Below are 22,409 nucleotides of genomic sequence, written 5' to 3' on the forward strand. Positions count from 1 at the left end.
CCGTCATGGCGCGCCCGAAACTCACGGCCTTGCGGGCGCCTTCCGCCGACCTGTTTCAGGACGGGCCGCCGGCCCGCGAGGTGGCGCCCGGTCCCGATCCGTCCTTCTGCAGCTTCTGCGGTGTCGCGACCTGGTCGCCCTACAGCCGTCGCCAGGCCGGATTCCGGCAATGGCTCAAGCCTGTCTGGACGGCGTGTGATGACCCCGATTGCCGCGTGCGGGTCGACGCAGCGGTGGAACAACCATCCGGGGCGGCTGCATGAGCATCACGCCCGAGATGATCGACGCGATGGTGGCGGCCGGGCTGACCCGCGAGCAGATGGCGACCCTGATGAAGGCTGCCATCGCGCAGGAAGAGGCGGAGAAAGTCGCTCGTCGAGCCAAGGCGGCCGCGAAGAAGCGTCGGCAGCGGGCAACCGGTAAGGGCAACATGTCCCCCGATGTCCCGGGGACAGACGGGGACATGCCGGGACAGAAGGGGACAAGCGGGGACGGTGGGGGACATGGTTCGCCCACCCCCCTCGATGTCCCCCGCCCCTCCCCGACACCCCACCCCACCCCCCTTAAACCCCCCGCCCACTCCGGTTCCGACCCTGACGGGTCGGCGCCGCCGAGCGGCGCGAGCGGGCAGGCCGGGGGTGGCGAAGGCGGCGATGGCGACCTGCCGGCAGAGGCCGGCGCCTACGATCCTCGTCTCGATCTGTTCAATCGGGGCAAGGACACGCTGCAGCGGATGACCGGTCGGCCGGATCCGGTCGTTCGCGCTCTGCTCGGCAAGTGGCTGCGGTTCTGCGATGACGACGCTTTGACTATCGTCCTCGCTATCGATGCGGCCGTTCAGCATAAACCGGCCGACGCCGTGTCTTTCATCGTCGGCAAGCTGCGGTCTGATGTTGCCGCTTGGGATACCAAACTAGAGAAGCCGCCAGATCGCGGTTCGCCTGACCGCCCACTGAATGCCTCTTCACGTCGTGCACTTCTTCTCCGCCAAATTAAGCGAGACCACGATGCTCCCGACGACAACCCGACCCCGCGGTACGACGATGGCAGCCCCGTCATCGACCACGAGGAAGATGGACGATCTGATCCGGACCTACTCGGGGGCGCTGGAGGAGATCCCCGGCGAGTTCCGCCGAATGGCCATCTCCGCGTCGCGAGTTCCCGGCATCGCTGAACGGGCGGCACTGGAGGAGAGGCGCGACGAGCTTGCCCGCGCCCTACGCCAAGGTGGCAAGGCACATCAGCCGGCAGTCGCGCGGTTGCTCGGCGCGTTCCCAGCCTTCGGCGCCGATGACATCTCGACGGCCGATGCGATCGATGATTGGGTGAAGATCCTCTCGCCACTCCCGGTCTGGGCCGTCGCTGAGGCAGTGCAGCGGTTCCGCGAGAGCCGTGCGACCACCCCTTACGATCGCGGGCGCTGCCCGACTGAGCCCCAGGTAATCGCCGAAGCGCGCGTGCTGACAGCGCCCATCGACGAGGAGCTTCGCCGGATCGCGGCCATTCTCGATGCCGAGGTGATCCCAGAGCCCTCGCCGGAGGACCGCGAGAAGGTCGCACAGCTCGTGCGAGATCTCGCCGCCTCGCTGCGCAGCCCAGTTCCGCAGCTGGCCGAAGCCGAGCTCGCCCGGGTCACCGAAGGCGGCATGGGCGGGCTCAAGCTGGACCGTCGCATCCTCGCCAAGGCCGGTGTGCCCAGCGAGGCCGCCTGACCTTCCCCGAATCCCGCCACCGCGGGCCACCCTCCCCCACCACGGGGGATCCACCCACCAGGAGCACCCTATGTCCGATCACGACCACGTCACCCGCACCGCCGCCCTCGTCTCGGCCTACGTCGCCCACAACTCGGTCCCGGTGAGCGACCTGCCCGGGCTGATCGTCTCGACCCACGCGGCCCTGGCGAAGCTCGGCGCCCCGGCCGCGCCGGAGCCGGTCAAGCTCGAGCCGCCGGTACCGATCCGCAAGACGGTGACGCCGGACCACATCGTCAGCCTCGAGGACGGCCGGCCCTACAAGACCCTGAAGCGGCACCTGGCCGGGCGCGGGCTGACCCCGGAGCAGTACCGGGCGAAGTGGGGCTTGCCGGTCGACTACCCCATGGTGGCGGCGAACTACGCGGCGCAGCGGAGCGAGCTCGCGAAGTCGAGTGGGCTGGGGCAGAGCCGGAAGCGGCATCTGGCGGCGGTGGCGTGATGGCCGAGCGGTCCGACTATGCCCTGATCGATGATCGCGGGGTCTACGCCATCACCATGGCGGAGCCGGACCAGCCCATGACCGCGAAGCAGCGACGGGCGTGGGATCGCGACCTTGCCCGGTTCTGTGCTGACGGAATCCGGCGTGGGCACCGCATTGAGCGGATGTCGACTGACGAGGCCGTTCGCCGCCTGTGTGAGCGGCTGGGCGTAACGAGACCCTGAGACCCGGGCCGGCGCTTCGGCGCCGGCCTCATCCTGCAGCGTGGAGGCGTACCGTGACGAAGAAGCAGCGCAACCGCCGCAAGGCCCGCCGCCAGCAATCGGTGAAGCACGCCCAGACCGCGGCTCGCCACGATCGCGAGAAGGCCATCAAGCGCCGCCTGCGGGCCCGTGAGCGGGTGATCCTCCCCGCCGGCCGGGAATGGCTCGCCGTCGAGGCCTACCCGCTCAGCGGTAATCGCTGCGCCAAAGCGCTCACCGCCGCAGGCCTCCCGGTATTCGAGGCTCGGGAGAAGGTTCGCGAGCAACGCGACGGCGGACCACCGCGGGTCGCCATGGTGCCGGTGATGCGTCGGGTAATCTTCGTCGGCCTGCGGGGTTGGTCCGACATGCGGCTGATCGAGGAATGCCGGCACGTCTGGCAGGTGTTCGGCGTCATCGGCGACGGCCTCGGCTGGATCCATCGTGAGCAGTTCCGGCAAGCGCTTCTTGATGCCGACATCTGCGGCGACCGGGCGGTGCCCTTCATCGCCGCCGGCCCGATGCAGCATTTTGCGGACCACGTGTGCAAATACATGCGCTACGATCCCGACACCGACACCTCGCACGTCGTCAGCGGCGATGAGTTGCTGGAGCTGCTCTACGGCGTGGGCGATCGCGTGCGGGTCACTTCAGGCCCGTTCGCGTCGTTCCCCGGTGTCGTTGAATCGCATGACCGCAAGACCGATCTCTACACGGTCGGCGTCAGCATCTTCGGGCGTGTCACGCAAGTAGCCTGTGAAGAGCGGCACCTCGAGGCAGCGTAATGCTTGCCGGATTGCCCACCGCGCTATAGGTTGCGCTTCAGGCAATCCAGCTCCAGCGCAAGGGGCCTTCCCTTCGCGAAAGACGCGCCCCGGTTGGGGCCCGCCGGATCACCGATCCGCAGCTTGGACCCGGCCCACGCGGGTGCAGCACCTGGCGAGGCGGCCGGTTTACCTATGCCCTTGCACTGCCGATCCCACCCATGCCAACCACCCGCAAGGCCACCAAGGCGCCCCCCATCCTCGTCGTCGGCTGGGCCTCCTCAGGCCGCATCATCACGATGCATGATCCCTCGCCCGAGGTGCTGAAGGCCCTGGAGGGGATGCGGAAGTAGGCCAGCGCTCTCACGATCCGCTCAATGCCGATCCTTTCCAACTCAAAGCATGAGCTGTTCGCTCAGGAAGTCGCTCAGGGCCGCTCAGCGAGTGAGGCGTTCGTCCGCGCCGGCTACTCGGCGCATGATGGCAACGCTGCGCGTCTGAGAGGCAATGAGAAGGTTCGAGCCCGGATTGATGAGATCCTGGCCGAGGGCGCCGAGCGTGCGGGCGTGACCGTCGAGCGCGTTGTCCGCGAGCTCGCCAAGATCGCCTTCAGCGACATCCGCAAGGCGATGAAGTGGGGTGAGACGGTCATGGTGCCGTGCTCGCCCGAGGTCGCGGACCACTTCATCCGGGCTGACGGAAAAGGGATCGAGGAGGACTTCGAGGCCGAGGTCGAGGAGGAGTTGGAGCCTCAGCCTCGTGGCGGAGCGCTGAAGCGACGGCGGGTTGGCGCGGAGGGCGTCATTGCTGTCCGCGCCCACACGCCGATGGCCTTGATCCCGTCGGATCAGATCGACGACGACACGGCGGGCGCTGTCGCCGAGGTCAAGCAGACCCGAGAGGGCATGGCCTTCAAGATGCACGACAAGCTCGCCGCCCTGGATAAGCTCGGTCGGCACCTCGGGATGTTCAAGGACAAGGTCGAGCACTCCGGCCCCGGCGGCGGCCCGATCCAGACCATCACGAAAACCATGTCGCCCAAGGAAGCGGCCGACGCTTATGCCGGCACCATCAACGGCGACGACTGAGACCTGGCCGCCGGACTACGTCGAGGCGTTCGCCTGGCGGCAGAAGCAGGCCTTGAAGCTCAAGGCCAATCCGGCGACGCTCTACGGAGCCAAGGAGTTCTACCGCAGCCGCCCGGTCGAGTTCATCAACCACTGGGCAATCACCTACGATCCGCGGCTTGCCAGCGGCGAGCTGCCGGCGAAGCTGCCCTTCATCCTGTTCCGTCGGCAGGCCGACCTTGTCACCTTCCTGCTGGCCTGCCTGCACGGCGAGGAAAACGGCCTCGTCGAGAAGTGCCGCGATGCCGGCGCCACGTGGGTCTGCTGCGCCTTCTCGGTCTGGCTGTGGCTGTTCTGGCCGGGCGCAGCGGTTGGATGGGGCTCCCGGAAGGAACAGTTGGTCGACCGCATCGGCGACGCCGACAGCATCTTCGAGAAGATGAGGATCATTGTTAGAGGCCTCCCGCGGCAGTTCTGGCCGGCCGGGTTCAGCCCTGTCGACCACATGACTTACATGCGGCTCATCAACCCCGAGAACGATGCTTCGATCACGGGCGAGGCAGGCGACAACATCGGTCGCGGCGGCCGCAAGCTGATCTACTTCAAAGACGAGAGCGCCCACTACGAGCGCCCGGAGAAGATCGAAGCGGCGCTCGCGGACAACACCCGGGTCCAGATCGACATCAGCTCGGTCAACGGTCTCGGCAACGTGTTCCATCGGCGCCGTGAGGCGGGCTCTGACTGGCAGGGCGGCCCGGTCACGAAGGGCAAGACGAACGTTTTCGTGTTCGACTGGCGCGACCACCCGGGCAAGGATCAGGCCTGGTACGATGCCCGGCGCGGCAAGGCGCAGGCCGATGGCCTGATGCACGTATTCGCCCAGGAGGTGGATCGGAACTACGCCGCAGCGGTCGACAACGTCATCATCCCGGCCGAGTGGGTGAAGGCGGCGATCGACGCCCATGTGAAGCTGGGCTTCGACGACACCGGCATGTGGATGGCGGCGCTCGATGTTGCCGACGAGGGCGGTGACCGCAACGCTCTCTCGAAGCGCAAGGGCGTGATCTTGAAGAGCCTCGAGGAGTGGGGCGAGCGCGATACGGGCGAGACGACGCGTCGCGCAGTCGACGGGTGCGCCGGGCTTGGTGAGATCGACCTGCAGTACGACAGCGTCGGGGTAGGTGCCGGTGTGAAGGCGGAAGCGAACCGGCTCGCCGACGAGAACCTGCTGCCGCCCGGCCTCTTCCTGACCCCGTGGAGCGCCGGTGCAGCCGTGCTCTGGCCCGATCAGCACGTCGAGCCGAACGACCGGCAGACCCCGCTCAACAAGGATTTCTACGCCAACCTGAAAGCTCAGGCTTGGTGGCAGCTGCGGCGCCGGTTCGAGCGGACGTGGCGCGCGATCAACGATCCCGGCTTCACGTGGGCGCCCGAGGACCTGATCTCGCTGCCCTCCACGCTGCCCCTGCTCCGGCAGCTGGAAAAGGAACTCAGCCAGCCCACCACGCGGCGCGATGGACGGATGAGGCTCGTGATCGACAAAGCCCCGCCTGGAACCCGCTCGCCCAACCTCGCCGACTCGGTCGTCATGGTCTACTGGCCCGTCGAGACGCTGCGCCCGCTGCGCATCAGCCCAGCGGCGCTGGCCGCAGCCCGCTCGCGCACCCCTCTCCGCTTCGGGAGAGGCCGGTGAGGCGTTCCGCCCGCCGCCAGCGTGCCCGCGATCGCCGCCAGGCCGCGCCACAGGTCTCGGTGTCCGAGGCCATGCTGAAGGTCGGCTACGAGATCGTCGCCCGGGAGCGTGCCAAGCGCCAGCAGGTGGCCCCGGTCAACCCGTTCAAGCCGGCCGAGCACCCGGCCGCGTTCATGCCCGATGGCGGGCTGGCGATGGACGACGCCCTGACCGATGTCGGGTCGTGGGCCACGCAGGTCTCGAGCGACTTCGCCGGCAGCGACTGCCAGCACTTCCTCGGCTTCGGCCCGCTCTCGCTCCTGGCGCAGCGGCCGGAGTACCGGCGGATCACGGAGGTGATCGCGACGGAGGCGACACGGAAGGGGATCCGGATCACGGCCAGCGGCCCGGACAAGGCCAAGCGCGTGAAGGCGATCGAGGCCGAGTTCCGGCGGTTCCGGGTCATGGACCTGATGCGCAAGGCGGCCGAGCAGGACGGGTTCTTCGGCCGCGGCCACGTCTACGTCGATCTCGGCGAGGTGAGCCGCGAGGAGCTTGCCACGCCGATCGGGTCCGGAACCGATGATGCGAGCCGCGCCAAGGTGGTGCGGGGCAGCCTGCGGGGCCTCCGCACCATCGAGCCGCTGTGGGTCGTGCCAACCGGCTATAACGCCAGCGACCCCCTCGCCCCGAACTGGTACCGGCCGACGGCCTGGTTCGTGCAGGGCCGCAACATCCACGTCAGCCGCCTGCTCACGTTCATCGGGCGGGAGGTGCCGGACCTGCTGAAGCCGGCCTACAGCTTCGGCGGCCTCTCGCTCACCCAGATGGCCCGGCCCTACGTCGACAACTGGCTGCGGACCCGGCAGAGCGTCAGCGACCTCGTCAGCGCCTTCTCGGTTATGGTGCTGGCGACCCGGATGGGGAACGCGCAGGGCGCCGTAGGCGAGGATTTCTTCAACCGGGTCGAGCTGTTCAACCTGACGCGGGACAACCGTGGCGTCTGGGTGGTCGACAAAGACACTGAGGACATGAAGAACGTCAGCGCGCAGCTGAGCACGCTGGACGTTCTGCAGGCCCAGAGCCAAGAGCACATGGCCTCGGTGAGCGGCATCCCGCTCATCAAGCTCCTCGGGATCCAGCCGGCCGGCCTGAACGCCTCGAGCGAGGGCGAGATCCGCGTCTTCTACGACTGGATCCACGCCTACCAGGAGGCGCTGTTCCGGCCGAACCTGACCACCATCCTCGGGCTCGTGCAGCTCAACCTCGATGGTGTGGTCGATCCCGAGATCGGATTCGAGTTCGAGCCGCTGTGGTCGCTTTCGGACAAGGAGCGGGCGGAGGTCGAGAAGACCGAGGCCGAGACAGACCAGCTACGGATCGACAGCGGCGTGATCGCCCCGACCGAATCCCGCAAGCGCCTCGCCGACGACGCGGACAGCCCCTATCACGGCCTCGACCCGGACGACCTGCCGGAAGGCGAGGAAGACGACGAAGACAACCCGGGCGAAGGCGACGACGGTACCGCGCCGGCTGTGGCCCGCCTGTTCGATGCCGCCCGGGCGCGGGTGGCCGCGGAGTAGCTGCCCATGCGGCGCATCTACGGATACGGGCTCGGCGCCTTCGCGCTGGCGGCGGCCTCCGCTGCGGCCGCCCAGACCTACCAGACCTGGGTCGGCCAAGCGGGCGAGCAGCTGCCGGGTTTCGTCATCACCTGCCCGACCGGTTCGGCGCGCCAGGCGGCGCCCTGTGGTACCCCCGGCAACCCGTTGCAGGTGGCGAGCGCTCCGAGCGCCAGCCCCGACAACGGGCTCGCCGTCTCCCGGATCATGACCACCGCCAGCGCTGCGGCGATGACGATCAAGCCGGCGCCGGGTCGGCTCTACGCCTTCAACCTGTGCAACAACGCCAGCACCAGCCGCTACGTGCGGTTCTACAACGCCGCCGCGGCCACCACCGGCACCACCCCGGTCTACGCCGGACCGATCACGCTGGCCGCAGGCGGATGCCAGCAGTTCACCACCGCGGTCGGGCTCGGCTTCTCGGCCGGCATCGCCCTGTCGGTGACAGCGGCCAACGGCGACGGTGACGCGACACCCGGCATCGCTGGGGACGTCTCGGGCTTCCTGGGGTTCCTGTGATGCGTGCCCTGCTCGCCTTGCTGGCGCTCTGCGGTTCTGCCGCAGCGGCCGACATGACGCCGTTCTACCGGATGCAGTCGGATCCGTACCTGCTGCCCTCCACGACGGCGCCAGCGCAGTACCCGATTCCGCAGCCGGTCGGCGCCACCTCGTACCGGATCGTCAACCCCTGTCAGGTCGACATCCGGTTGAAGACGGTCGCCACCACCTCGTCGCAGGTCACCGCGAGCACCGGCACTCGCATCCTTGCCCGCACCGTCGAAGTGCTGGCATCGAGCCCGTCTCTCAGCAACCCGCGCATCGTGTCGATCATGACGATGGCGGATCCGGGCGCCGCGGGCTGCACGGTCGAGTTCACCTACGGGTCGGGGCAGTGAGGGCGCACGTCGCGCTCGCCTTGGCGCTCGCGGCGGTACCGCTTGCCGCGCAGGCTCGCGGGATCGGTGCGCCGGGCGTCGGGTCCCCGGGGCCGCAGGGTGATCCGGGACCGCCAGGAGCCCAGGGCGGCGTAGGACCGAAGGGGGATCAGGGTGCAGCAGGTCCGGCCGGATCCCAAGGACCACCCGGTCCTCAGGGAGTTCGTGGAAGCGATGGTCCGACAGGTCCAACAGGAGCGACGGGCCCGGCCGGCGTATCGGGGTCTGCTGGACCTGCCGGAGCCCAAGGCGCTACCGGGCCTGGGGGCGCCACTGGTGCCGCAGGACCTGCCGGGGTCGCTGGTCCGCGTGGCGATACCGGGCCCGCAGGTGCAGCGGGCACTGCCGGTCCGCAGGGAGTAGCGGGGGCGAAGGGTGACCAAGGATCTCCAGGCCCGACCGGCGCTCAAGGTCCGAAGGGCGATGCAGGCCCTGCTGGTGCAACTGGCCCGGCTGGACCCACCGGCTCCGCAGGCCCACAGGGCAGCCCTGGACCTGCAGGCGCTGCTGGACCCGCAGGAGCCCAGGGCGCCCAAGGCATCCCGGGCGCCAAAGGCGACACCGGCGCCGCGGGTGCGACCGGCGCGCAAGGCCTGACCGGTCCAGCCGGGGCCGCCGGGCCGCAGGGCGCCACAGGTCCGGCCGGACCCACGGGCGCGACCGGGCCGAAGGCCTCCACCTTCGTCTGCACCACCACCGTCGCCGAGACGATGCTGGCGGCGGTCTCGTCGGGCATCCGCGAGCGGGCCGGTGTCACCTGCGCCGGCGTGCTCGCAACCGACATCCTCGAGATCTACCCGACGACCCTCCCGAGCGGCTACGCGGTCCACCACGCGATCCCGACCGCTGCGAACACGTTCCGGGCGACGATCTCGCAGCCCGGCATCGCGATCGGCGCGTCCTACTCCATCCCGGTCGCGGTCTATGCCGTGAACCGGTGACGACCCGCCTGGATCTGGCACACTGGCGCCCCGACTCGCGAGGCGCCCATGATCGACCTGCCCTGGAACGAGCTATTCGGTGGCGAGCCTGTCCCGGACCCGACCGCGCCCAGCCGAGACGATCCTGCGGCCGGTCCACCCGAACGCGGGCCTCGAGGCGGAGTACCGCCGGAAGCTGACGGCCCTGATCGACGAGATGGGCCGCTCGCTGACCTACTGGCTGAGCGCGGCCTACCGCGGCAACAGCCCGGAGATCGCCGAGGATGAGCTGCCGGCCGAGACCATGCGCCGGGCCATGCGGCGCCTCGCCCGGCGCTGGCAGGCCAATTTCAACGACCTCGCCGACGACCTGGCGAGATACTTCACGCAGTCGGCCGGCGAGCGCAGCGACGCGAGCCTGAAGGCGGCCCTGAAGAAGGGCGGCTTCACCGTCGAGTTCAAGATGACCCGGGCGCAGCGCGACGTGCTCAACGCCGCGGTGCACGAGAACGTCAGCCTCATCCGATCCATCCCGCAGCAGCACCTCGCCCAGGTCGAGGGCATGGTGATGCGCTCGGTGCAGACCGGGCGAGATCTCGGGCAGCTGGCGGATGATCTCCAGCAGCAGCTGGGGGTGACGAAGAAGCGGGCGGCGCTGATCGCCCGCGACCAGAACAACAAGGTCACGGCGGCGCTCGCCCGGGCCCGCCAGGTCGAGATGGGCCTGACCGAGGCGGTCTGGCGCCACAGCGGCGGCGGGAAGCACCCGCGCCCGAAGCACGTCAAGGCGAACGGCCAGCGCTACGACATCCGCGTCGGCCTGCCCGTTGGCGACAAGGGCGAGAACGTCCTGCCGGGCGAAGCGATCAACTGTCGGTGCATCGGTCGGGCTGTGGTCCCGGGATTTGCGTAGCGCGTGAGACAGCAGATGCACAGCGATAAGCAGGTCGTGATCGACGGGCAGGTACTTACGCCTGAGCAGGCCTGGGTCGTCCATCAGGCCCTTCGTTCGCTGAATGCTCAAGTGGGCAACGTTCTGCGGTTGGGAGCCGAAAATAAGCCGGTAGCGACGAAAATCGAAGATCTGTGCGGTGAAGTTTTATGGCTCTTTGATAAACAGCCCGAAGCCAATAAGTAGAACTACCAGCATGTCCCTCCAGACTATGCGCCAGGATCTGCTGGCGCTCGACCGCGCCACCCTGCGCACGTTCGACCAGGATGGGCACCTGCGGGTCGAGCGGACGCCGATCAGCAAGGCCAACGTCTGCGACTACCTCGGCAGCGAGATCCCGCAGTGGCGCCGCCTCGGCCTCGAGCCGAACCGTCGCTACGCGATGCTCCGGTGCCCGGAGGAGCTGGCGAAGGCGGCGGCCACCTTCCACGGCAAACCACTCCTCTTCGATCACAACCCGATCCACGCCGATGCGCACGATCATGCGCGCACCGTGGGCAGCGTCTGGAACGCCGAGTTCCAAGACCCCTTCATGTATTCCGCACTGTCGTGCTGGTCGGGACCCGCAATCCGGGCGATCGAAGACGACAGCCAGAAGCAGATTTCGGCCTCGTACCACTACGATGCCGATATGACGCCGGGTGTGTTCCGCGGCGTTGCTTACGATGGTGTCATGCGGAACATCCGCTGCAACCACGTAAGTCTTGTTCCGAAGGGCCGCGCAGGGCCCGACGTGGTTGTCTGCGACTCCTACAGAGGATTTGTCATGCCCAAGCGCATTCTGTCGCCGGTGGCCGCTCTGGTGCAGGGCGCGCTCATGGCACACTACGGCAGCAAGCTCGCCATGGATGGCGGCGTCGATCTCGGCCCAGCGGTGTCGGGCGTCACGCCGAAGAACTTCAAGGCGACGATGCCGGCCGTCATCCTCGGCTCCATGAAGGCGCTGCGCGGCAAGCTCGCCCAGGACGCCGAGCTCGAGGACGTCGCCGAGGTCATCGAGGCGCTGGCGCCGATCATCGAGGCGCTGGAGGAGCCGGTCGCGGCGGCCGACCCGGTCGACGATCCGGAGGCCAAGGATGCGGGCGACGCCGAGCTGCGCGCCATGCTGAAGGCCAAGGGCCTGTCCGACGAGGAGATCGACCGGATCTGCGGCATGAGCGGCGCGCCGGTGATCGACGAGAAGGACGACGACAAGGACAAGAAGGCGATGGACGCCGCGATCCGCACCGCGGTCGCCGCCGCGCTGAAGGGCACCGTATCCAAGCCCGCCATGGACGCGGCGATCGCCGAGGCGACCGAGCGGGTGCGCACCGAGACCGCCACCCGCCTCGCTGCGATCGACGACGCCCGCCGCTTCGTCCGTCCGTGGGTCGGCGAGCTCCCGATGGCCTTCGACAGCGCCGAGGCGGTCGAGCGCCAGGCCCTGACCGTGCTGGGCAAGGCCCACGCCGGCAAGCACCCCGACTCGCTGCGCGACATCATCGAGGCCTGCCCGAAGCCGGGCGACGCCCCGCGCACCAAGCCCCGCCCCGCCATGGACGCCGCCGGCGCCCAGTCCTTCGCCGAGCGCTTCGGCATCGCCCGCATCGGCCGCGCCGCCTGATCGGCTGACCGCACAGGAGACGAGACGATGTTCCCCACCACCGTCAGCTACGCACCGGCGCGCGGCGTCGAGGGCGATTTCTGCGACAGCAATCCCCGGTCGACCGTCAACGCGGGTCCGGGCGGCCTCGTGGTCGGCCCGGCCGGCGCCGTCATCGGCCGCTTCTGCTGGGCCACCGCGCCGAACGACGGCGACGGCGCCCCGGCGACCGTGACCAACTCGGGCACCGGCGCCCCGACCGGGTTCCTGCACCGTGAGCAGCAGGGCCTGATCACGACGTTCCTGGCCGAGTCCGGGATGACCATGCTCCCGGGCATGCCGGTCACCCTCTTCAAGACGGGCGGGTTCTGGGCCCGGAACGCCGGCTCTTCGGCGTCGGCCTACGGCAACAAGGTGTTCGCCAGCAATACGGACGGCTCGGTGTCGTTCGCAGCGGCCGGCGCCACGGTGGCCGGCTCCACCGAGACCAAGTGGTTCGCCATGTCCGTCGGGGCAGCGGGCGAGCTTGTGAAGATCTCCGCCACGCCGAACGGCTGATGCGGATCGGCAGCGGAGAAACGAAGATGCACACGATCGAACAGATCCGGGCGATGCCGCCCGCCGAGGCGCGCAACCTGTTCCAGTCCGAGAGGGCGGATCTGGCCGAGTTCGGCATGCACCTCGACCACGTCGAGGCCTATGCCACCACCGGGATCCGCCGCGACTACACGATCGCGATGGACGCCCTGCCGGCGCTCCAGACCGCGCCGACCAGCGCCATCCCGGCGATGCTCACCACCACCATCGACCCGAACGTGATCCGGGTCCGGTTCACCCCGACCAAGGCCGCCCAGATCTTCGGCGAGCAGAAGCAGGGCGACTGGCTCCAGGACACCGCGATGTTCCCGGTGGTCGAGCACACCGGCGAGACGTCGGCCTATGGCGATTACGCCAACAACGGCACGGTCGGCGTCAACATGAACTGGCCGCAGCGGCAGCAGTTCTTGTACCAGACGATCTCCGAGTACGGCGAGCGCGAGATGGGTCGGGCCGGCCTTGCCGGTATCAACCTCGTCGCCGAGAAGGACGAGGCTGCCGCCACCGTGATGGGGCGGTTCGAGAACACCATCTACTTCGTGGGTGTCGCTGGCCTTCAGAACTACGGCATCCTGAACGACCCGGCGCTGCCGCCGGCGACCACCCCGGCCACGAAGGCGGCGGGCGGTACCACCTGGCAGACCCCGGGCGGCTCGCCGAACGCGACGGCCAACGAGGTCTACAACGACGCCATGGCGCTGTTCGCCCTGCTCGTCGCGCAGACCGGCGGCATGGTCAACGCCGAGGACCAGCTGGTCCTCACGATGTCGCCCGGGTCCAAGGTCTCGCTCGGCTACATCAACCAGTTCAACCTCAAGGTCCGGGACGCGCTCGCCGCCGAATTCCCGAACCTCGAGGTGATCGACGCGGTCCAGTACGGCCGCCAGACGGCCACGAACCCGCAGGGCATCGCCGCCGGCAACATGATGCAGCTGATCGCCAAGACGGTCGACGGGCAGCCGACCGGCTACTGCGCCTACTCGGAGAAGATGCGGTCGCACAACCTCGTCACCGAGATGTCGTCCTACAAGAAGAAGTGGTCCGGCGGCGCCTGGGGCGCGGTGATCCGCCTTCCCTACGCCGTCGCCACCATGGTCGGGATCTGATCATGGGCGCGGCGCGTCTCAAGAGCCAGCGCGCGGCCACGGGTAATACCGTGACCGCCGCCCGCGACGTCGTCACCGTCGGCTGCAAGCTGCCGGGCGGCCTCATCATGCGCGAGTTCGTGGAAGCGCAGGAAACCGAGGTCGTGCAGGGCGGCCCGCCGCGCCAGGTGGCCGTGCACCAGCCGACCGGCCAGCAGATCACGATCCTTGGCACCGGCGCCCGCATCGGCCTGCCGCCGCCGATCCTGGTCCGCGGGTACCGCCTCACCCCCAACGTGCCCAAGGCGCTTTGGGATGGGTGGCTCGCCGCCAACCGCAACAGCGACATGGTGCGCAACGGCCTCATCTACGCCTCGCCGCAGCAGCGCGACGTCGAGGCCTTCGCCCGCGAGCACGAGACCGCCCGCACCGGACTCGAGGGCATCGATCCCGACAATCCGGGCGCCCGCGTCCGGGGCATCCAGCGCGGCGACAAGCCCAAGTAGGAGGCTGAGATGGACGACACGAACCTGATCACCATCGGCTGCCGACACCCCTCGGGCCTGCGCCTGCGGGTGTCCGAGTGGTTCAAGACCCCGGGCCTCGACGAGCCGCAGCTGCGCGAGATTGCGGTCTACGACCTCGCCGGCAGCGGCCAGCATCAGGGCGTGCCGGGAAACGGCACGCTGCCCGGCTACACCAAGATCCCGGCGGAGCACTGGGAGAAGTGGAAGGCCCTGAACGGGCATTCCGACCTCTACGCCTCCGGCACCCTGTTCGAGGCCCAGGAGGGCGACGACGCGCCCGAGGCGCCGCAGCTCACCGCCGAGGAGGAGCGCGAGCGGGAGAACGCCGAGGCCCGGCGGCTCGCCAAGGAGCAGGCGCAGCTGGCGGCCGACGCCAAGGCCCGAGAGGCTGAGGAGGCGAAGGCGGAGGCCGATCGCGCGGCGAGGGCCGCAGCCGATCACGCGGACCAGGGCGGCCTTCCGGGCGGGGGTGACGGATCCGAGGAGGAGCCGGCCCCTGACGCCGAGCTCGACAAGCTCACCGACGACGAACTGCGCGCCTACGTCCGTGACCGCGGCGTGATCGTCGATGGTCGCTGGGGCCGCAAAAAGCTCCTCGTCGAGGCTGAGAAGCTGAAGGCCAAGGGCTGACCATGGGCGCCGCCGCCACCTTCGACTATGACGCGTGGTGCCGGCGCTACCCGGAGCTCTCGACCGTCTCGCAGCCGCAGGCCGAGGACTACTTCACCGAGGCCACCTTGTACCTGCGCAACGACGGTGCCGGACCGGTGCGCGATCCGGCGCAGCAGCTGATGCTGCTCAACATGCTGGCCGCGCACATCGCCTCTCTGAACGGCGCGAACGCCGACGGCTCGGCGTCCGGCGGCATCGTCGGGCGGATCGCGTCGGCCACTGAGGGATCGGTGAGCGTCACCGCGGCCGAGATGCCGAACGAGGGCAGCCTGGCGGCATGGTTCCAGATGACGCCCTACGGTTTGGCGTACTGGGCCGCGACCGCGCCGCTGCGCATGGCCCGCTACATCCCGGGCCCGCGGCGCGGCTGCACGCATTACGGCCGGGGCTGGTAGCCATGGTCACCGTCAAGGGTGGCATGGCGCTCGAGCGGCGCCTGGGCGAGCTCGCCGCGAAGCTCGGCGACGGCCCGACCCTCTCCGTCGGCTTCCTGGAGGGATCGACCTATCCGGATGGCACATCGGTGCCGATGGTCGCGGCCACGCAGGAATTCGGCGCCCCGGCGCGCAACATCCCCCCGCGCCCGTTTTTTCGCTTGATGGTCGCCGACAAATCGCCGGGCTGGTCCACCTCGCTCGCCGCGACCCTCAAGGCCACGAACTACGATCCCAAGGCGGCGCTCGGCCTGATGGGCGAGGGCATCAAGGGTCAGCTCCAGCAGAGCATCCTGGACCTGAACTCGCCGCCGCTGAGCCCGAAGACGATCGCGCGGAAGGGCTTCGACAAGCCGTTGGTGGACACGTCCGTGATGCTGAACAGCGTCGATTACGTGGTCGAGTGACGATGAACCTCCGCGCCATCGCGAACCAAGCCACGCAGCGGGTCAACCCGAACGTCTCGGCGGTGATCAAGCGTTCTCTGGCCCCGACGACTTCAGCCAGCGGGAAGCGCACCCCGACCTATGAGGATCTGCCCATTCGGGTCCAGGTCCAGCCCGCCTCGACCGGCGACATTCAGAAGCTCGAAGCCCTGAACATCCAGGGCGTCCACCGGGTCATCTACATCTCGGCCGAGGTCGAGGCGATGATCCGGGTCGACAAGAAGGGCGGCGACCAGATCGTGTTCGAGGCCGGCGTGATGCCCGAGGACGACCAGGGCACGCGCTGGATCATCTCGGCGGTGCTGGAGGTCTGGGGCCACGAATGGCGCAAGTGCGCCATCACCCTGCAGAACTCGTACACGCCATGATCCCCGTCGCCGTCACCCCGTCGCAGGACGACATCTTCACGGCGCTCCGGGCGGTGCTGCTCACGCTCACCCCCGACGGCGCCGAGGTGGTGCAGGGTCAGGACAACAACGTCACCGCGCCCCAGGCCGCGGACTACGTCGTGATGACGATCCTACGGCGCGAGCGCATCGCCACCAACGTGGTCGCCTGGCAGGATTGCACCCTCGTCGGCTCGGCCGCCGGCACGGTCCTCACCGTCGAGCGCGTCACGCTCGGCACCCTGGAGGCGGGCCGGCCGCTCTACGGCACCGGGATCAGCCCGGACCCCATCATCGTCGCCATCAACGGCGACGGCACGGCCACCCTCTCGTCCCCCGCCGTCTTCGCCTCCCGCCCCCTCGCCGCCGGCGTCCGGGCCATGCGCCAGGCCACCCGGGTCGTGATGCAACTCGACGTCCACAGCGACGACCTCTCCCGAGCCTCGGACACCGCGCAGGCCATCGCGACGGTGCTGCGTGACCTCTCCGGGGTCGAGATGCTGCGCGCGAGCGGACACCCGATCACGCCGCTTCACGCCGACGACCCGAAGCAAGTGCCCTTCGTCAACGCCGAGGGCCAGTACGAGTCCCGCTACGTGGTCGAGGCTCACCTGCAAGCCGACCAGACCCTGCTCCTGCCGCAGCAATACGCCGATCGCCTCAAGGTGGATCGGATCCCCGCCGACATTGTCTACGCCGCCTGAGGACGAACGATGAGCTCCATTCCCGCATCTCAGGTCGCCCGCGTCCTGCCGCAGGTCCTCAACGCCGGCGGCAATCCTCTCGCGTTCAACGGCCTGTTCCTGACCCTGAACCCGCGCGTGCCGGTCGGGACCGTGCTCGACTTCCCGAACGACGGAAGTTCGGTCGACGCCTATTTCGGGCCGGCCTCGCAGGAATCGACCTGGGCGGACGTCTACTTCCTCGGCCACGACACGTCGACCATCAAGCCCGACAGCCTGCTCATCGCGCGCTACACGGCAGCAGCGGCGGCGGCCTACCTGATCGGCGGCCCGATCAACACCCTGACCCTCGCCCAGATCCAGGCAATGCAGGGCGACCTGACGGTGGTGGTCGACGGCTACCCGCACACCGCCTCGGGCCTGAACCTGTCGGCCGCCACCAGCTACTCGGCCGCGGCCGCGCTGATCGCGCAGGGCCTGAACGCCTCGCAGCCCGTCGCTGCCTCCGTCACCGGCGCCATCGCGCCCGCCACCGCCTCCGTGTCCGCGTCGATCGCCGGCAACGTGATGACGGTCAACGCGGTCGTCTCCGGCACCCTGGTGCCCGGCGCGGTCGTCTCGGGCTCGGGCGTCACCGCCGGCACTACGGTCACCTCGCAGCTCTCCGGCTTGCCGGGCGGTACCGGCACCTACGCCGTCAGCGCCGCCCAGGTCGTGCCCAACGGCACCCTGTCGGCGGCCTACGGCGTCCTCACCGTCTCGGCGGTCTCGTCGGGCACCCTGGCGGTCGGCCAGACCCTCACCGGGGGCGGCGTCTCGGCCGGCACCCGCATCACCGGGCTCGGCACCGGCACCGGCCTCGCCGGCACCTACTTCGTCTCGCCGTCGCAGACGGTTTCGAGCGGCACGCTGACCGCCGCGGCCACGCCGATCACGGTGACCTACGACGCGATCTCGGGCGGGCTCCAGATCGCGTCCGGCATCACCGGCGCGGCCTCGTCGATCGGCTACGCCACCGGCTCGCTTGCCGTGCCCCTGATGCTGACCCAGGGCGCCGGCGCGGTGGTGTCGCTCGGCGCCGACGCGACCACGCCCGGCGCCTTCATGGAGGGGATCGTCGACCTCACCCAGAACTGGGTGAGCTTCACCACCCTGTTCGACCCCGACGGCGGCTCCGGCGCGACCACGCAGCGGATGCTGTTCGCGACCTGGACCAACTCGAAGAACAACCGCTACGCCTACGTCTGCTGGGACCGCGACGCGAGCCCGACCGTGACGCAGCCGGCGACGACCAGCCTCGGCTACCTGCTGCAGCAGTCCGGCCTGTCAGGCACGATCCCGATCTACGAGCCCAGCGACCTCGGGCATGCTGCGTTCGTGTGCGGCGCGATCGCCAGCATCGACTTCGGAGCCCGCAACGGCCGCACCACCCTGGCGTTCCGGCAGCAGTCCGGCCTCGTCGCCGGGGTGAGCAACGCCCGCATCGCCTCGAACCTCGCCGGTGACCCGCAGGTGGCCGGCTCCTACGGCAACGGCTACAATTTCTACGGCGCTTACGCGACGGCGAACCAAGGTTTCGTGTTCTTCAACCGGGGCACGATCTCCGGCAAGTTCCAGTGGATCGACAGCTACATCAACCAGATCCGGCTGAACAACCAGCTGCAGCTGGCGATGGTGAATCTGCTGATCCAGACGAACTCGATCCCCTATAACGTTGAGGGCCACGCGCTGGTTGAGGCCGCATGGCTCGACCCGATCCAAGAGGCGATCAACTTCGGATCGATCCGCGCCGGCATCCCGCTGTCGAACCTCCAGAAGGCAGAACTGAAGAGCCAGGCCGGCCTCGACATCGCCGATACGCTCTACCAGCGTGGCTGGTACGCCCAGATCATCGACGCCGCGCCGCAGGTCCGCCAGGGCCGCGCCAGCCCGCCGTGCCGGCTTTTCTACGCCGATGGGCAGAGCATCCAAGCGCTGACCCTCGCCAGCATCAACATCCAGTGATCGCCAGATCGTAAGGAGCACGGCACATGTCGATCACGTCCGCCAACGCCGTTCTGATGCTCGGCGTCACCAACCTGTTTCCGACGCCGCAGCTGATCCAGGGGTTCGCGGCCGACGACATCTACGACACCGAGTCCAACGAGATCGGTGAGACGATGATGGGCGTGGACGGCTTCCTGTCCGGCGGCTTCGTCTTCAACCCGGTCGCGCAGGGCATCTCGCTCATGGCCGATTCGCCGTCCGCTGCGTTCTTCGACGCCTGGGCGAACGCCGAGCGCGTGATCCGGGACAAGTACACCGCCTTCGGGACGATCTATCTCCAGGGCACCGGCAAGAAGTACGCCATGACGAAAGGCTTCCTGATCTCGGCGCCGGTCCTGCCCGACGCCAAGAAGGTGCTTCAGCCACGCAAGTTCAATCTCCGCTGGGAGCGCGTGCTCCCGGCCCCGGTCTGAGGGTGCGACGATGGCGCGGCGTGAGAAGCGGGTTACCATCCCCTCCGATGACCCGGAGAACCGGGATGGTGGCAAGACCTATTTCCTGAAGGAGATGCCGGCGACGCAGGCCGAGGACTGGGCGATGCGCGCCCTGTTGGCGCTGACCGCGGCCGGCGCCGAGATCCCCGACGACCTCGAGGGTGCCGGCATGGCTGGGCTCGCCGTTATGGGCGTGCAGGCCCTAACCGGACTCAAGCACGCCGACGTGAAGCCGCTGATGGACGAAATGTTCACCTGCGTGCAGGCCTGCCCGGACCGCGGGAACCCGAACGTCGTCCGGCCGCTGGTCGAGGACGATATCGAGGAGGTCCAGACACGCCTTCTCCTGCGCAAGGAGATCCTGCAGCTGCACGTGGGTTTTTCGCTGCCCGGCGCCCCGTCGAAGTCGACATCGGGGATGCCGGGGGCGGCGGGCGGCGTTTCAAGAATTACCCGAACCTCCCCCGCACGATAGCGGTCATCGTGTCGTCTGGTCGGGCGACGCTGCACGAGTTGCAGACCGTCTACGGCATCAAGGACGCCTTCGACTTGCTCGAAGTGATTCAGATCGACGCGCACAACGAGCGCGCGGCACAGAAGGAGCAATGACCCGTGGCGCTTGTGCTTGACCGTTTCGCGATGGAACTGGGGATCGACGCATCCCAATTCGTGAAAGGGCAACGCGACGCGGTCAACTCGTTCCGCAAGACCCGCGAGGCCGTGGTCAAGGATGGCCAGGGCATCGAGACGGCGGCTGAGAAGGCAGCGGCCAGCGTCGACCGGCTGGTCCGCAACTTCGCCAAGCTGTTCGCGATCATCACGACCGGCCGCAGCCTGTCGGCCTTCGTCTCGGACGTCACGAGCGCCGACGCGGCGCTGGGGCGGCTCGCCACCAGCATCGGCCGGGCCCCCGAGCTCATCTCCGCCATGTCGAAGGCGGTGGAGCGCTCGGGCGGTGACGCGCAAGCGGCGGCCCGTTCGTTCCAGTCCTGGTCCGAGCAGGTCGAGCAGATCCGCACGACCGGCGACTCGTCGATCCTGCCGTTCCTGGCCCGCCTTCGACAAGCGGGCGGCCAGGTCATCGACATGAACAACAAGAGCATCGACGGCCTTGTTGCACTTGCCGACAACCTGAAAGCCGTCGCAGATCAGCAAGGTATCGCGAGCGCGACATGGTTCGGCAAGCAGATCGGGTTCGACGAGGGCACGATCGCCCTTCTGGTTAAGGGCGGTGCCGCACTGCGCCGGGCGGTGGCCGAGTCCGAAAAGCTCGGCATCGCGACGGGCAGGGACACCGCGGCCGCGCAGGAGCTCCAGACCGCCTATCGCACGCTCACCCAGGAGGTCGAGAGCTTCGGCCGCACGATCCTGACCGCGGTGTCGCCGGTCCTGGTGCAGCTGCTCAAGGACATCCAGGCGATCGTTCGGGCGGTCAAGGAGTGGGTGCAGTCGAACGTCGTGCCCTTCCTGAAAGAGTTCGCCGACTCGATGGGGATCGCCGGGTCGGAGACGAAGACCCTGGTCAGGATCACCGAGGCGCTGTTCGCGCTGTGGCTGGGGTCGAAGGCCATCGCGTTCCTGCGGGTGCTCGGCACGATGCGGCTGCTGCTGACGGGCGGGCGGGTGGCGGGCGCGGCAACGGCGGCGGCGAGCGGCGGGCTGCTCGGCGGCATCATGGGCGGGCTCGGGCTCGGCGCCGCAGCGGCTGCGGCCAACTCGCAGGGCATCCTGGCGCCGCCGGAGCGCAGCCAGTCCTGGCACGAGAGCGTGGTGCGCGCGCTGGATCCTGGATTGGCGAACCGGATCTACGGCTCGACTGGCGGGGGCGGGGGCGGGGGCGGCCCGACGCTGATGGGGCGGGTCACGGGCGGCATCCGGCGGATGCTCGGGCTCGGGGGTGGTGAGGCAGCTGGCGGTGGCGCGCCTGGGATCGGCGCCCAGTCCGGCCTGCTCGACTCAAAAGGGGCGAGCCCAGAAGTGGTCGCCTACATCCGACAGCGTGCCGCCGCGCTCGGGATCGACCCCGACACTGCCGTGGCGGTGGCGAACACCGAGGGGCTGCGCGGCTACAAGCTGGATGGCAAGAAGGACGGCGGTGGCGACAATGGGATGTCGTTCGGCCCCTACCAGATGTTCTATGGCGGCGGGCTCGGGAACGAGTTCACAAAGCGCACCGGCCTGCACGCAAGCGACAAGAGCACCTACAAGCAGCAGATCGACTTTGCGCTCGAGCACGCGGCAAAGAATGGCTGGGGCGCGTTCCACGGCGCCGGGAACAACGGCATCGGGAACTGGGCCGGCATCGGTGGCCGGTCGGGAAGCGCCCCCGGGCGCGGATCGGCGAACCACATGCAGGGGCAGTACGGCGCGGCTGGCACCAACCTGACGACCATCACCACGGCTTCCGGCAAGAAGGTCACCGTGCACGCAGCCGCCGCGGAGTCCTTCAAGAACTTCATCGATGAACTTGAAGGCACCGGGTACAAGATCGACAGTCTCGGCGGGTACAACTATCGCACCAAGCGCAACGGTACAGGGCTCAGCCAGCACGCATACGGCAACGCAATCGACATCAACCCACTAAAAAACCCCATGACGAATGGGAAGCTCATCACCGATCTTCCCCCCAACATCTCGGACCTGGCTGCCAAGCACGGCCTCTCATGGGGCGGCGACTGGAAGCGCACCAAGGATGCGATGCACTTCGAGTGGACTGGGCGCAATCCGAAAGACGCGGCTCCGCAGTCCACACCTAAGGCTGCCCCGCAAGCTTGGTGGCGCGGGGCGCCGGGAGCAATGGCCTCTGTCTCACAGGCTCGCGAGGCGCAGGCAGCACAGATCGGGCGCCAGATGAACGACAACCGGTCGAACTCGACTACGACGAACAGCACCCACATCGGCAGCGTCACAGTTCAGACTGCAGCGACCGACGCAAGCGGCATTGCACGAGACATGGAAGAGTCGTTGAAGCGGCGATCGTTCGTGGCCGCCGCTACGACGGGGCAGGCATAGGCACCTTGCCAAGCGAGTAGAGTGTGCCATTTTGCGCCCATGCGCAGCCTCCTACTTGCCCTCCTAATCGTCTCTTCCTCAGCCGCCGCCGCTGACGAAATTCCCTATGAGTTCACGGGGCTTTGGGCCGAAACCAAG

General features: G+C 68.6%; 30 protein-coding genes. All 30 read left to right on the forward strand.

Features of this window, described 5'->3' with window-relative positions:
* Positions 1 to 5: 5 nt before the first annotated feature.
* The 30 genes from DA075_RS35870 to DA075_RS37100 all read left to right on the forward strand — a co-directional run bounded on the left by DA075_RS35870 (position 6) and on the right by DA075_RS37100 (position 22,271).
* A complete protein-coding gene (locus DA075_RS35870) occupies positions 6 to 263 on the forward strand; it encodes a hypothetical protein (RefSeq protein ID WP_123834234.1) in 258 nt (85 codons plus the stop codon).
* Entirely contained in the window at positions 260 to 1,174 is a 915-nt protein-coding gene (locus DA075_RS35875) for a hypothetical protein (RefSeq protein ID WP_123834236.1), read from the forward strand. Before DA075_RS35870 ends, DA075_RS35875 begins: the two co-directional genes overlap by 4 nt.
* On the forward strand, positions 1,137 to 1,712 hold the full coding sequence (locus DA075_RS10105; RefSeq protein WP_123834238.1) for a hypothetical protein: 576 nt from the start codon (positions 1,137 to 1,139) through the stop codon (positions 1,710 to 1,712). The genes DA075_RS35875 and DA075_RS10105 overlap by 38 nt, the downstream gene beginning before the upstream one ends.
* Positions 1,713 to 1,782: 70 nt before the next feature.
* Positions 1,783 to 2,193 carry a Ros/MucR family transcriptional regulator gene (locus DA075_RS10110; RefSeq protein ID WP_099953100.1) on the forward strand — a complete coding sequence of 137 codons (411 nt, stop codon included), beginning with the start codon at positions 1,783 to 1,785 and terminating at the stop codon, positions 2,191 to 2,193.
* Entirely contained in the window at positions 2,193 to 2,417 is a 225-nt protein-coding gene (locus DA075_RS10115) for a hypothetical protein (protein WP_099953101.1), read from the forward strand. Before DA075_RS10110 ends, DA075_RS10115 begins: the two co-directional genes overlap by 1 nt.
* Positions 2,418 to 2,470: 53 nt before the next feature.
* The gene (locus DA075_RS10120) at positions 2,471 to 3,220 is read left to right on the forward strand and encodes a KOW motif-containing protein (protein WP_099953102.1); all 750 of its coding nucleotides are present in this window, start codon (positions 2,471 to 2,473) and stop codon (positions 3,218 to 3,220) included.
* A gap of 200 nt (positions 3,221 to 3,420) precedes the next feature.
* The gene (locus DA075_RS38110; RefSeq protein ID WP_276330928.1) at positions 3,421 to 3,552 is read left to right on the forward strand and encodes a hypothetical protein; all 132 of its coding nucleotides are present in this window, start codon (positions 3,421 to 3,423) and stop codon (positions 3,550 to 3,552) included.
* A gap of 24 nt (positions 3,553 to 3,576) precedes the next feature.
* A complete protein-coding gene (locus DA075_RS10125) occupies positions 3,577 to 4,287 on the forward strand; it encodes a terminase small subunit (protein WP_099953103.1) in 711 nt (236 codons plus the stop codon).
* 52 nt (positions 4,288 to 4,339) lie between these two features.
* On the forward strand, positions 4,340 to 5,959 hold the full coding sequence (locus DA075_RS10130; RefSeq protein ID WP_123834240.1) for a TerL protein: 1,620 nt from the start codon (positions 4,340 to 4,342) through the stop codon (positions 5,957 to 5,959).
* Entirely contained in the window at positions 5,956 to 7,521 is a 1,566-nt protein-coding gene (locus DA075_RS10135; protein WP_210207026.1) for a DUF1073 domain-containing protein, read from the forward strand. The genes DA075_RS10130 and DA075_RS10135 overlap by 4 nt, the downstream gene beginning before the upstream one ends.
* A 6-nt stretch (positions 7,522 to 7,527) precedes the next feature.
* Entirely contained in the window at positions 7,528 to 8,079 is a 552-nt protein-coding gene (locus DA075_RS10140) for a hypothetical protein (protein ID WP_099953105.1), read from the forward strand.
* Positions 8,079 to 8,456 (forward strand): hypothetical protein, encoded by a 378-nt coding sequence (locus DA075_RS37095; RefSeq protein ID WP_164712288.1) that lies wholly within the window; start codon positions 8,079 to 8,081, stop codon positions 8,454 to 8,456. Before DA075_RS10140 ends, DA075_RS37095 begins: the two co-directional genes overlap by 1 nt.
* A gap of 414 nt (positions 8,457 to 8,870) precedes the next feature.
* A complete protein-coding gene (locus tag DA075_RS37415) occupies positions 8,871 to 9,092 on the forward strand; it encodes a hypothetical protein (RefSeq protein ID WP_244936551.1) in 222 nt (73 codons plus the stop codon).
* A gap of 113 nt (positions 9,093 to 9,205) precedes the next feature.
* Positions 9,206 to 9,436, forward strand: a complete 231-nt coding sequence (locus tag DA075_RS37420) for a hypothetical protein (RefSeq protein ID WP_244936552.1) — start codon at positions 9,206 to 9,208, stop codon at positions 9,434 to 9,436.
* 79 nt (positions 9,437 to 9,515) lie between these two features.
* Positions 9,516 to 10,328 carry a phage head morphogenesis protein gene (locus DA075_RS10150; protein ID WP_244936553.1) on the forward strand — a complete coding sequence of 271 codons (813 nt, stop codon included), beginning with the start codon at positions 9,516 to 9,518 and terminating at the stop codon, positions 10,326 to 10,328.
* Positions 10,329 to 10,343: 15 nt separating this feature from the next.
* Positions 10,344 to 10,553, forward strand: a complete 210-nt coding sequence (locus tag DA075_RS35880) for a hypothetical protein (RefSeq protein WP_123834242.1) — start codon at positions 10,344 to 10,346, stop codon at positions 10,551 to 10,553.
* The gene (locus DA075_RS10155) at positions 10,507 to 11,970 is read left to right on the forward strand and encodes a DUF2213 domain-containing protein (RefSeq protein ID WP_123834244.1); all 1,464 of its coding nucleotides are present in this window, start codon (positions 10,507 to 10,509) and stop codon (positions 11,968 to 11,970) included. Before DA075_RS35880 ends, DA075_RS10155 begins: the two co-directional genes overlap by 47 nt.
* Positions 11,971 to 11,997: 27 nt before the next feature.
* The gene (locus tag DA075_RS10160; RefSeq protein WP_099953107.1) at positions 11,998 to 12,507 is read left to right on the forward strand and encodes a structural cement protein Gp24; all 510 of its coding nucleotides are present in this window, start codon (positions 11,998 to 12,000) and stop codon (positions 12,505 to 12,507) included.
* A 26-nt stretch (positions 12,508 to 12,533) separates the two neighbouring features.
* A complete protein-coding gene (locus DA075_RS10165) occupies positions 12,534 to 13,652 on the forward strand; it encodes a major capsid family protein (protein ID WP_210207028.1) in 1,119 nt (372 codons plus the stop codon).
* A 2-nt stretch (positions 13,653 to 13,654) separates the two neighbouring features.
* A complete protein-coding gene (locus tag DA075_RS10170) occupies positions 13,655 to 14,137 on the forward strand; it encodes a hypothetical protein (RefSeq protein WP_099953108.1) in 483 nt (160 codons plus the stop codon).
* A 9-nt stretch (positions 14,138 to 14,146) separates the two neighbouring features.
* Positions 14,147 to 14,788, forward strand: a complete 642-nt coding sequence (locus tag DA075_RS10175; protein ID WP_099953109.1) for a hypothetical protein — start codon at positions 14,147 to 14,149, stop codon at positions 14,786 to 14,788.
* Positions 14,789 to 14,790: 2 nt separating this feature from the next.
* Positions 14,791 to 15,225, forward strand: a complete 435-nt coding sequence (locus DA075_RS10180) for a DUF4054 domain-containing protein (RefSeq protein ID WP_099953110.1) — start codon at positions 14,791 to 14,793, stop codon at positions 15,223 to 15,225.
* 2 nt (positions 15,226 to 15,227) lie between these two features.
* Positions 15,228 to 15,671, forward strand: coding sequence for a hypothetical protein (locus tag DA075_RS10185; RefSeq protein WP_099953111.1), 444 nt, complete (start codon positions 15,228 to 15,230; stop codon positions 15,669 to 15,671).
* A 2-nt stretch (positions 15,672 to 15,673) separates the two neighbouring features.
* Positions 15,674 to 16,078: a hypothetical protein gene (locus DA075_RS10190; RefSeq protein ID WP_099953112.1), complete on the forward strand. Its 405-nt coding sequence runs from the start codon at positions 15,674 to 15,676 to the stop codon at positions 16,076 to 16,078.
* A complete protein-coding gene (locus DA075_RS10195) occupies positions 16,075 to 16,800 on the forward strand; it encodes a phage neck terminator protein (RefSeq protein ID WP_099953113.1) in 726 nt (241 codons plus the stop codon). The genes DA075_RS10190 and DA075_RS10195 overlap by 4 nt, the downstream gene beginning before the upstream one ends.
* 9 nt (positions 16,801 to 16,809) lie before the next feature.
* Entirely contained in the window at positions 16,810 to 18,783 is a 1,974-nt protein-coding gene (locus tag DA075_RS10200) for a DUF3383 family protein (RefSeq protein WP_099953114.1), read from the forward strand.
* A gap of 26 nt (positions 18,784 to 18,809) precedes the next feature.
* Positions 18,810 to 19,238 (forward strand): phage tail fiber protein, encoded by a 429-nt coding sequence (locus DA075_RS10205; RefSeq protein WP_099953115.1) that lies wholly within the window; start codon positions 18,810 to 18,812, stop codon positions 19,236 to 19,238.
* 10 nt (positions 19,239 to 19,248) lie between these two features.
* The gene (locus DA075_RS10210; RefSeq protein ID WP_099953116.1) at positions 19,249 to 19,734 is read left to right on the forward strand and encodes a phage tail assembly chaperone; all 486 of its coding nucleotides are present in this window, start codon (positions 19,249 to 19,251) and stop codon (positions 19,732 to 19,734) included.
* Between the two features lie 8 nt (positions 19,735 to 19,742).
* Positions 19,743 to 19,868: a hypothetical protein gene (locus tag DA075_RS38115; protein WP_276330929.1), complete on the forward strand. Its 126-nt coding sequence runs from the start codon at positions 19,743 to 19,745 to the stop codon at positions 19,866 to 19,868.
* 3 nt (positions 19,869 to 19,871) lie between these two features.
* Entirely contained in the window at positions 19,872 to 22,271 is a 2,400-nt protein-coding gene (locus DA075_RS37100) for a M15 family metallopeptidase (RefSeq protein ID WP_244936554.1), read from the forward strand.
* Positions 22,272 to 22,409 lie beyond the last annotated feature (138 nt).

Source organism: Methylobacterium currus, assembly GCF_003058325.1.
In the GTDB taxonomy this organism is placed as follows: Bacteria; Pseudomonadota; Alphaproteobacteria; order Rhizobiales; family Beijerinckiaceae; genus Methylobacterium; species Methylobacterium currus.

What these genes read in the sequence shown, in the direction of transcription:
- DA075_RS37420 (WP_244936552.1), top strand. Translation starts at nt 9,206, where the DNA reads ATGCTGGCGGCGGTCTCGTCGGGCATCCGCGAGCGGGCCGGTGTCACC.
- DA075_RS10115 (WP_099953101.1), top strand. Translation starts at nt 2,193, where the DNA reads ATGGCCGAGCGGTCCGACTATGCCCTGATCGATGATCGCGGGGTCTAC.
- DA075_RS10110 (WP_099953100.1), top strand. Translation starts at nt 1,783, where the DNA reads ATGTCCGATCACGACCACGTCACCCGCACCGCCGCCCTCGTCTCGGCC.
- DA075_RS10105 (WP_123834238.1), top strand. Translation starts at nt 1,137, where the DNA reads ATGGCCATCTCCGCGTCGCGAGTTCCCGGCATCGCTGAACGGGCGGCA.
- DA075_RS35870 (WP_123834234.1), top strand. Translation starts at nt 6, where the DNA reads ATGGCGCGCCCGAAACTCACGGCCTTGCGGGCGCCTTCCGCCGACCTG.
- DA075_RS35875 (WP_123834236.1), top strand. Translation starts at nt 260, where the DNA reads ATGAGCATCACGCCCGAGATGATCGACGCGATGGTGGCGGCCGGGCTG.
- DA075_RS10185 (WP_099953111.1), top strand. Translation starts at nt 15,228, where the DNA reads ATGGTCACCGTCAAGGGTGGCATGGCGCTCGAGCGGCGCCTGGGCGAG.
- DA075_RS10200 (WP_099953114.1), top strand. Translation starts at nt 16,810, where the DNA reads ATGAGCTCCATTCCCGCATCTCAGGTCGCCCGCGTCCTGCCGCAGGTC.
- DA075_RS10165 (WP_210207028.1), top strand. Translation starts at nt 12,534, where the DNA reads ATGCACACGATCGAACAGATCCGGGCGATGCCGCCCGCCGAGGCGCGC.
- DA075_RS10205 (WP_099953115.1), top strand. Translation starts at nt 18,810, where the DNA reads ATGTCGATCACGTCCGCCAACGCCGTTCTGATGCTCGGCGTCACCAAC.
- DA075_RS10210 (WP_099953116.1), top strand. Translation starts at nt 19,249, where the DNA reads ATGGCGCGGCGTGAGAAGCGGGTTACCATCCCCTCCGATGACCCGGAG.
- DA075_RS38110 (WP_276330928.1), top strand. Translation starts at nt 3,421, where the DNA reads ATGCCAACCACCCGCAAGGCCACCAAGGCGCCCCCCATCCTCGTCGTC.
- DA075_RS37095 (WP_164712288.1), top strand. Translation starts at nt 8,079, where the DNA reads ATGCGTGCCCTGCTCGCCTTGCTGGCGCTCTGCGGTTCTGCCGCAGCG.
- DA075_RS10175 (WP_099953109.1), top strand. Translation starts at nt 14,147, where the DNA reads ATGGACGACACGAACCTGATCACCATCGGCTGCCGACACCCCTCGGGC.
- DA075_RS10180 (WP_099953110.1), top strand. Translation starts at nt 14,791, where the DNA reads ATGGGCGCCGCCGCCACCTTCGACTATGACGCGTGGTGCCGGCGCTAC.
- DA075_RS10160 (WP_099953107.1), top strand. Translation starts at nt 11,998, where the DNA reads ATGTTCCCCACCACCGTCAGCTACGCACCGGCGCGCGGCGTCGAGGGC.
- DA075_RS10195 (WP_099953113.1), top strand. Translation starts at nt 16,075, where the DNA reads ATGATCCCCGTCGCCGTCACCCCGTCGCAGGACGACATCTTCACGGCG.
- DA075_RS10170 (WP_099953108.1), top strand. Translation starts at nt 13,655, where the DNA reads ATGGGCGCGGCGCGTCTCAAGAGCCAGCGCGCGGCCACGGGTAATACC.
- DA075_RS10140 (WP_099953105.1), top strand. Translation starts at nt 7,528, where the DNA reads ATGCGGCGCATCTACGGATACGGGCTCGGCGCCTTCGCGCTGGCGGCG.
- DA075_RS35880 (WP_123834242.1), top strand. Translation starts at nt 10,344, where the DNA reads ATGCACAGCGATAAGCAGGTCGTGATCGACGGGCAGGTACTTACGCCT.
- DA075_RS10190 (WP_099953112.1), top strand. Translation starts at nt 15,674, where the DNA reads ATGAACCTCCGCGCCATCGCGAACCAAGCCACGCAGCGGGTCAACCCG.
- DA075_RS10125 (WP_099953103.1), top strand. Translation starts at nt 3,577, where the DNA reads ATGCCGATCCTTTCCAACTCAAAGCATGAGCTGTTCGCTCAGGAAGTC.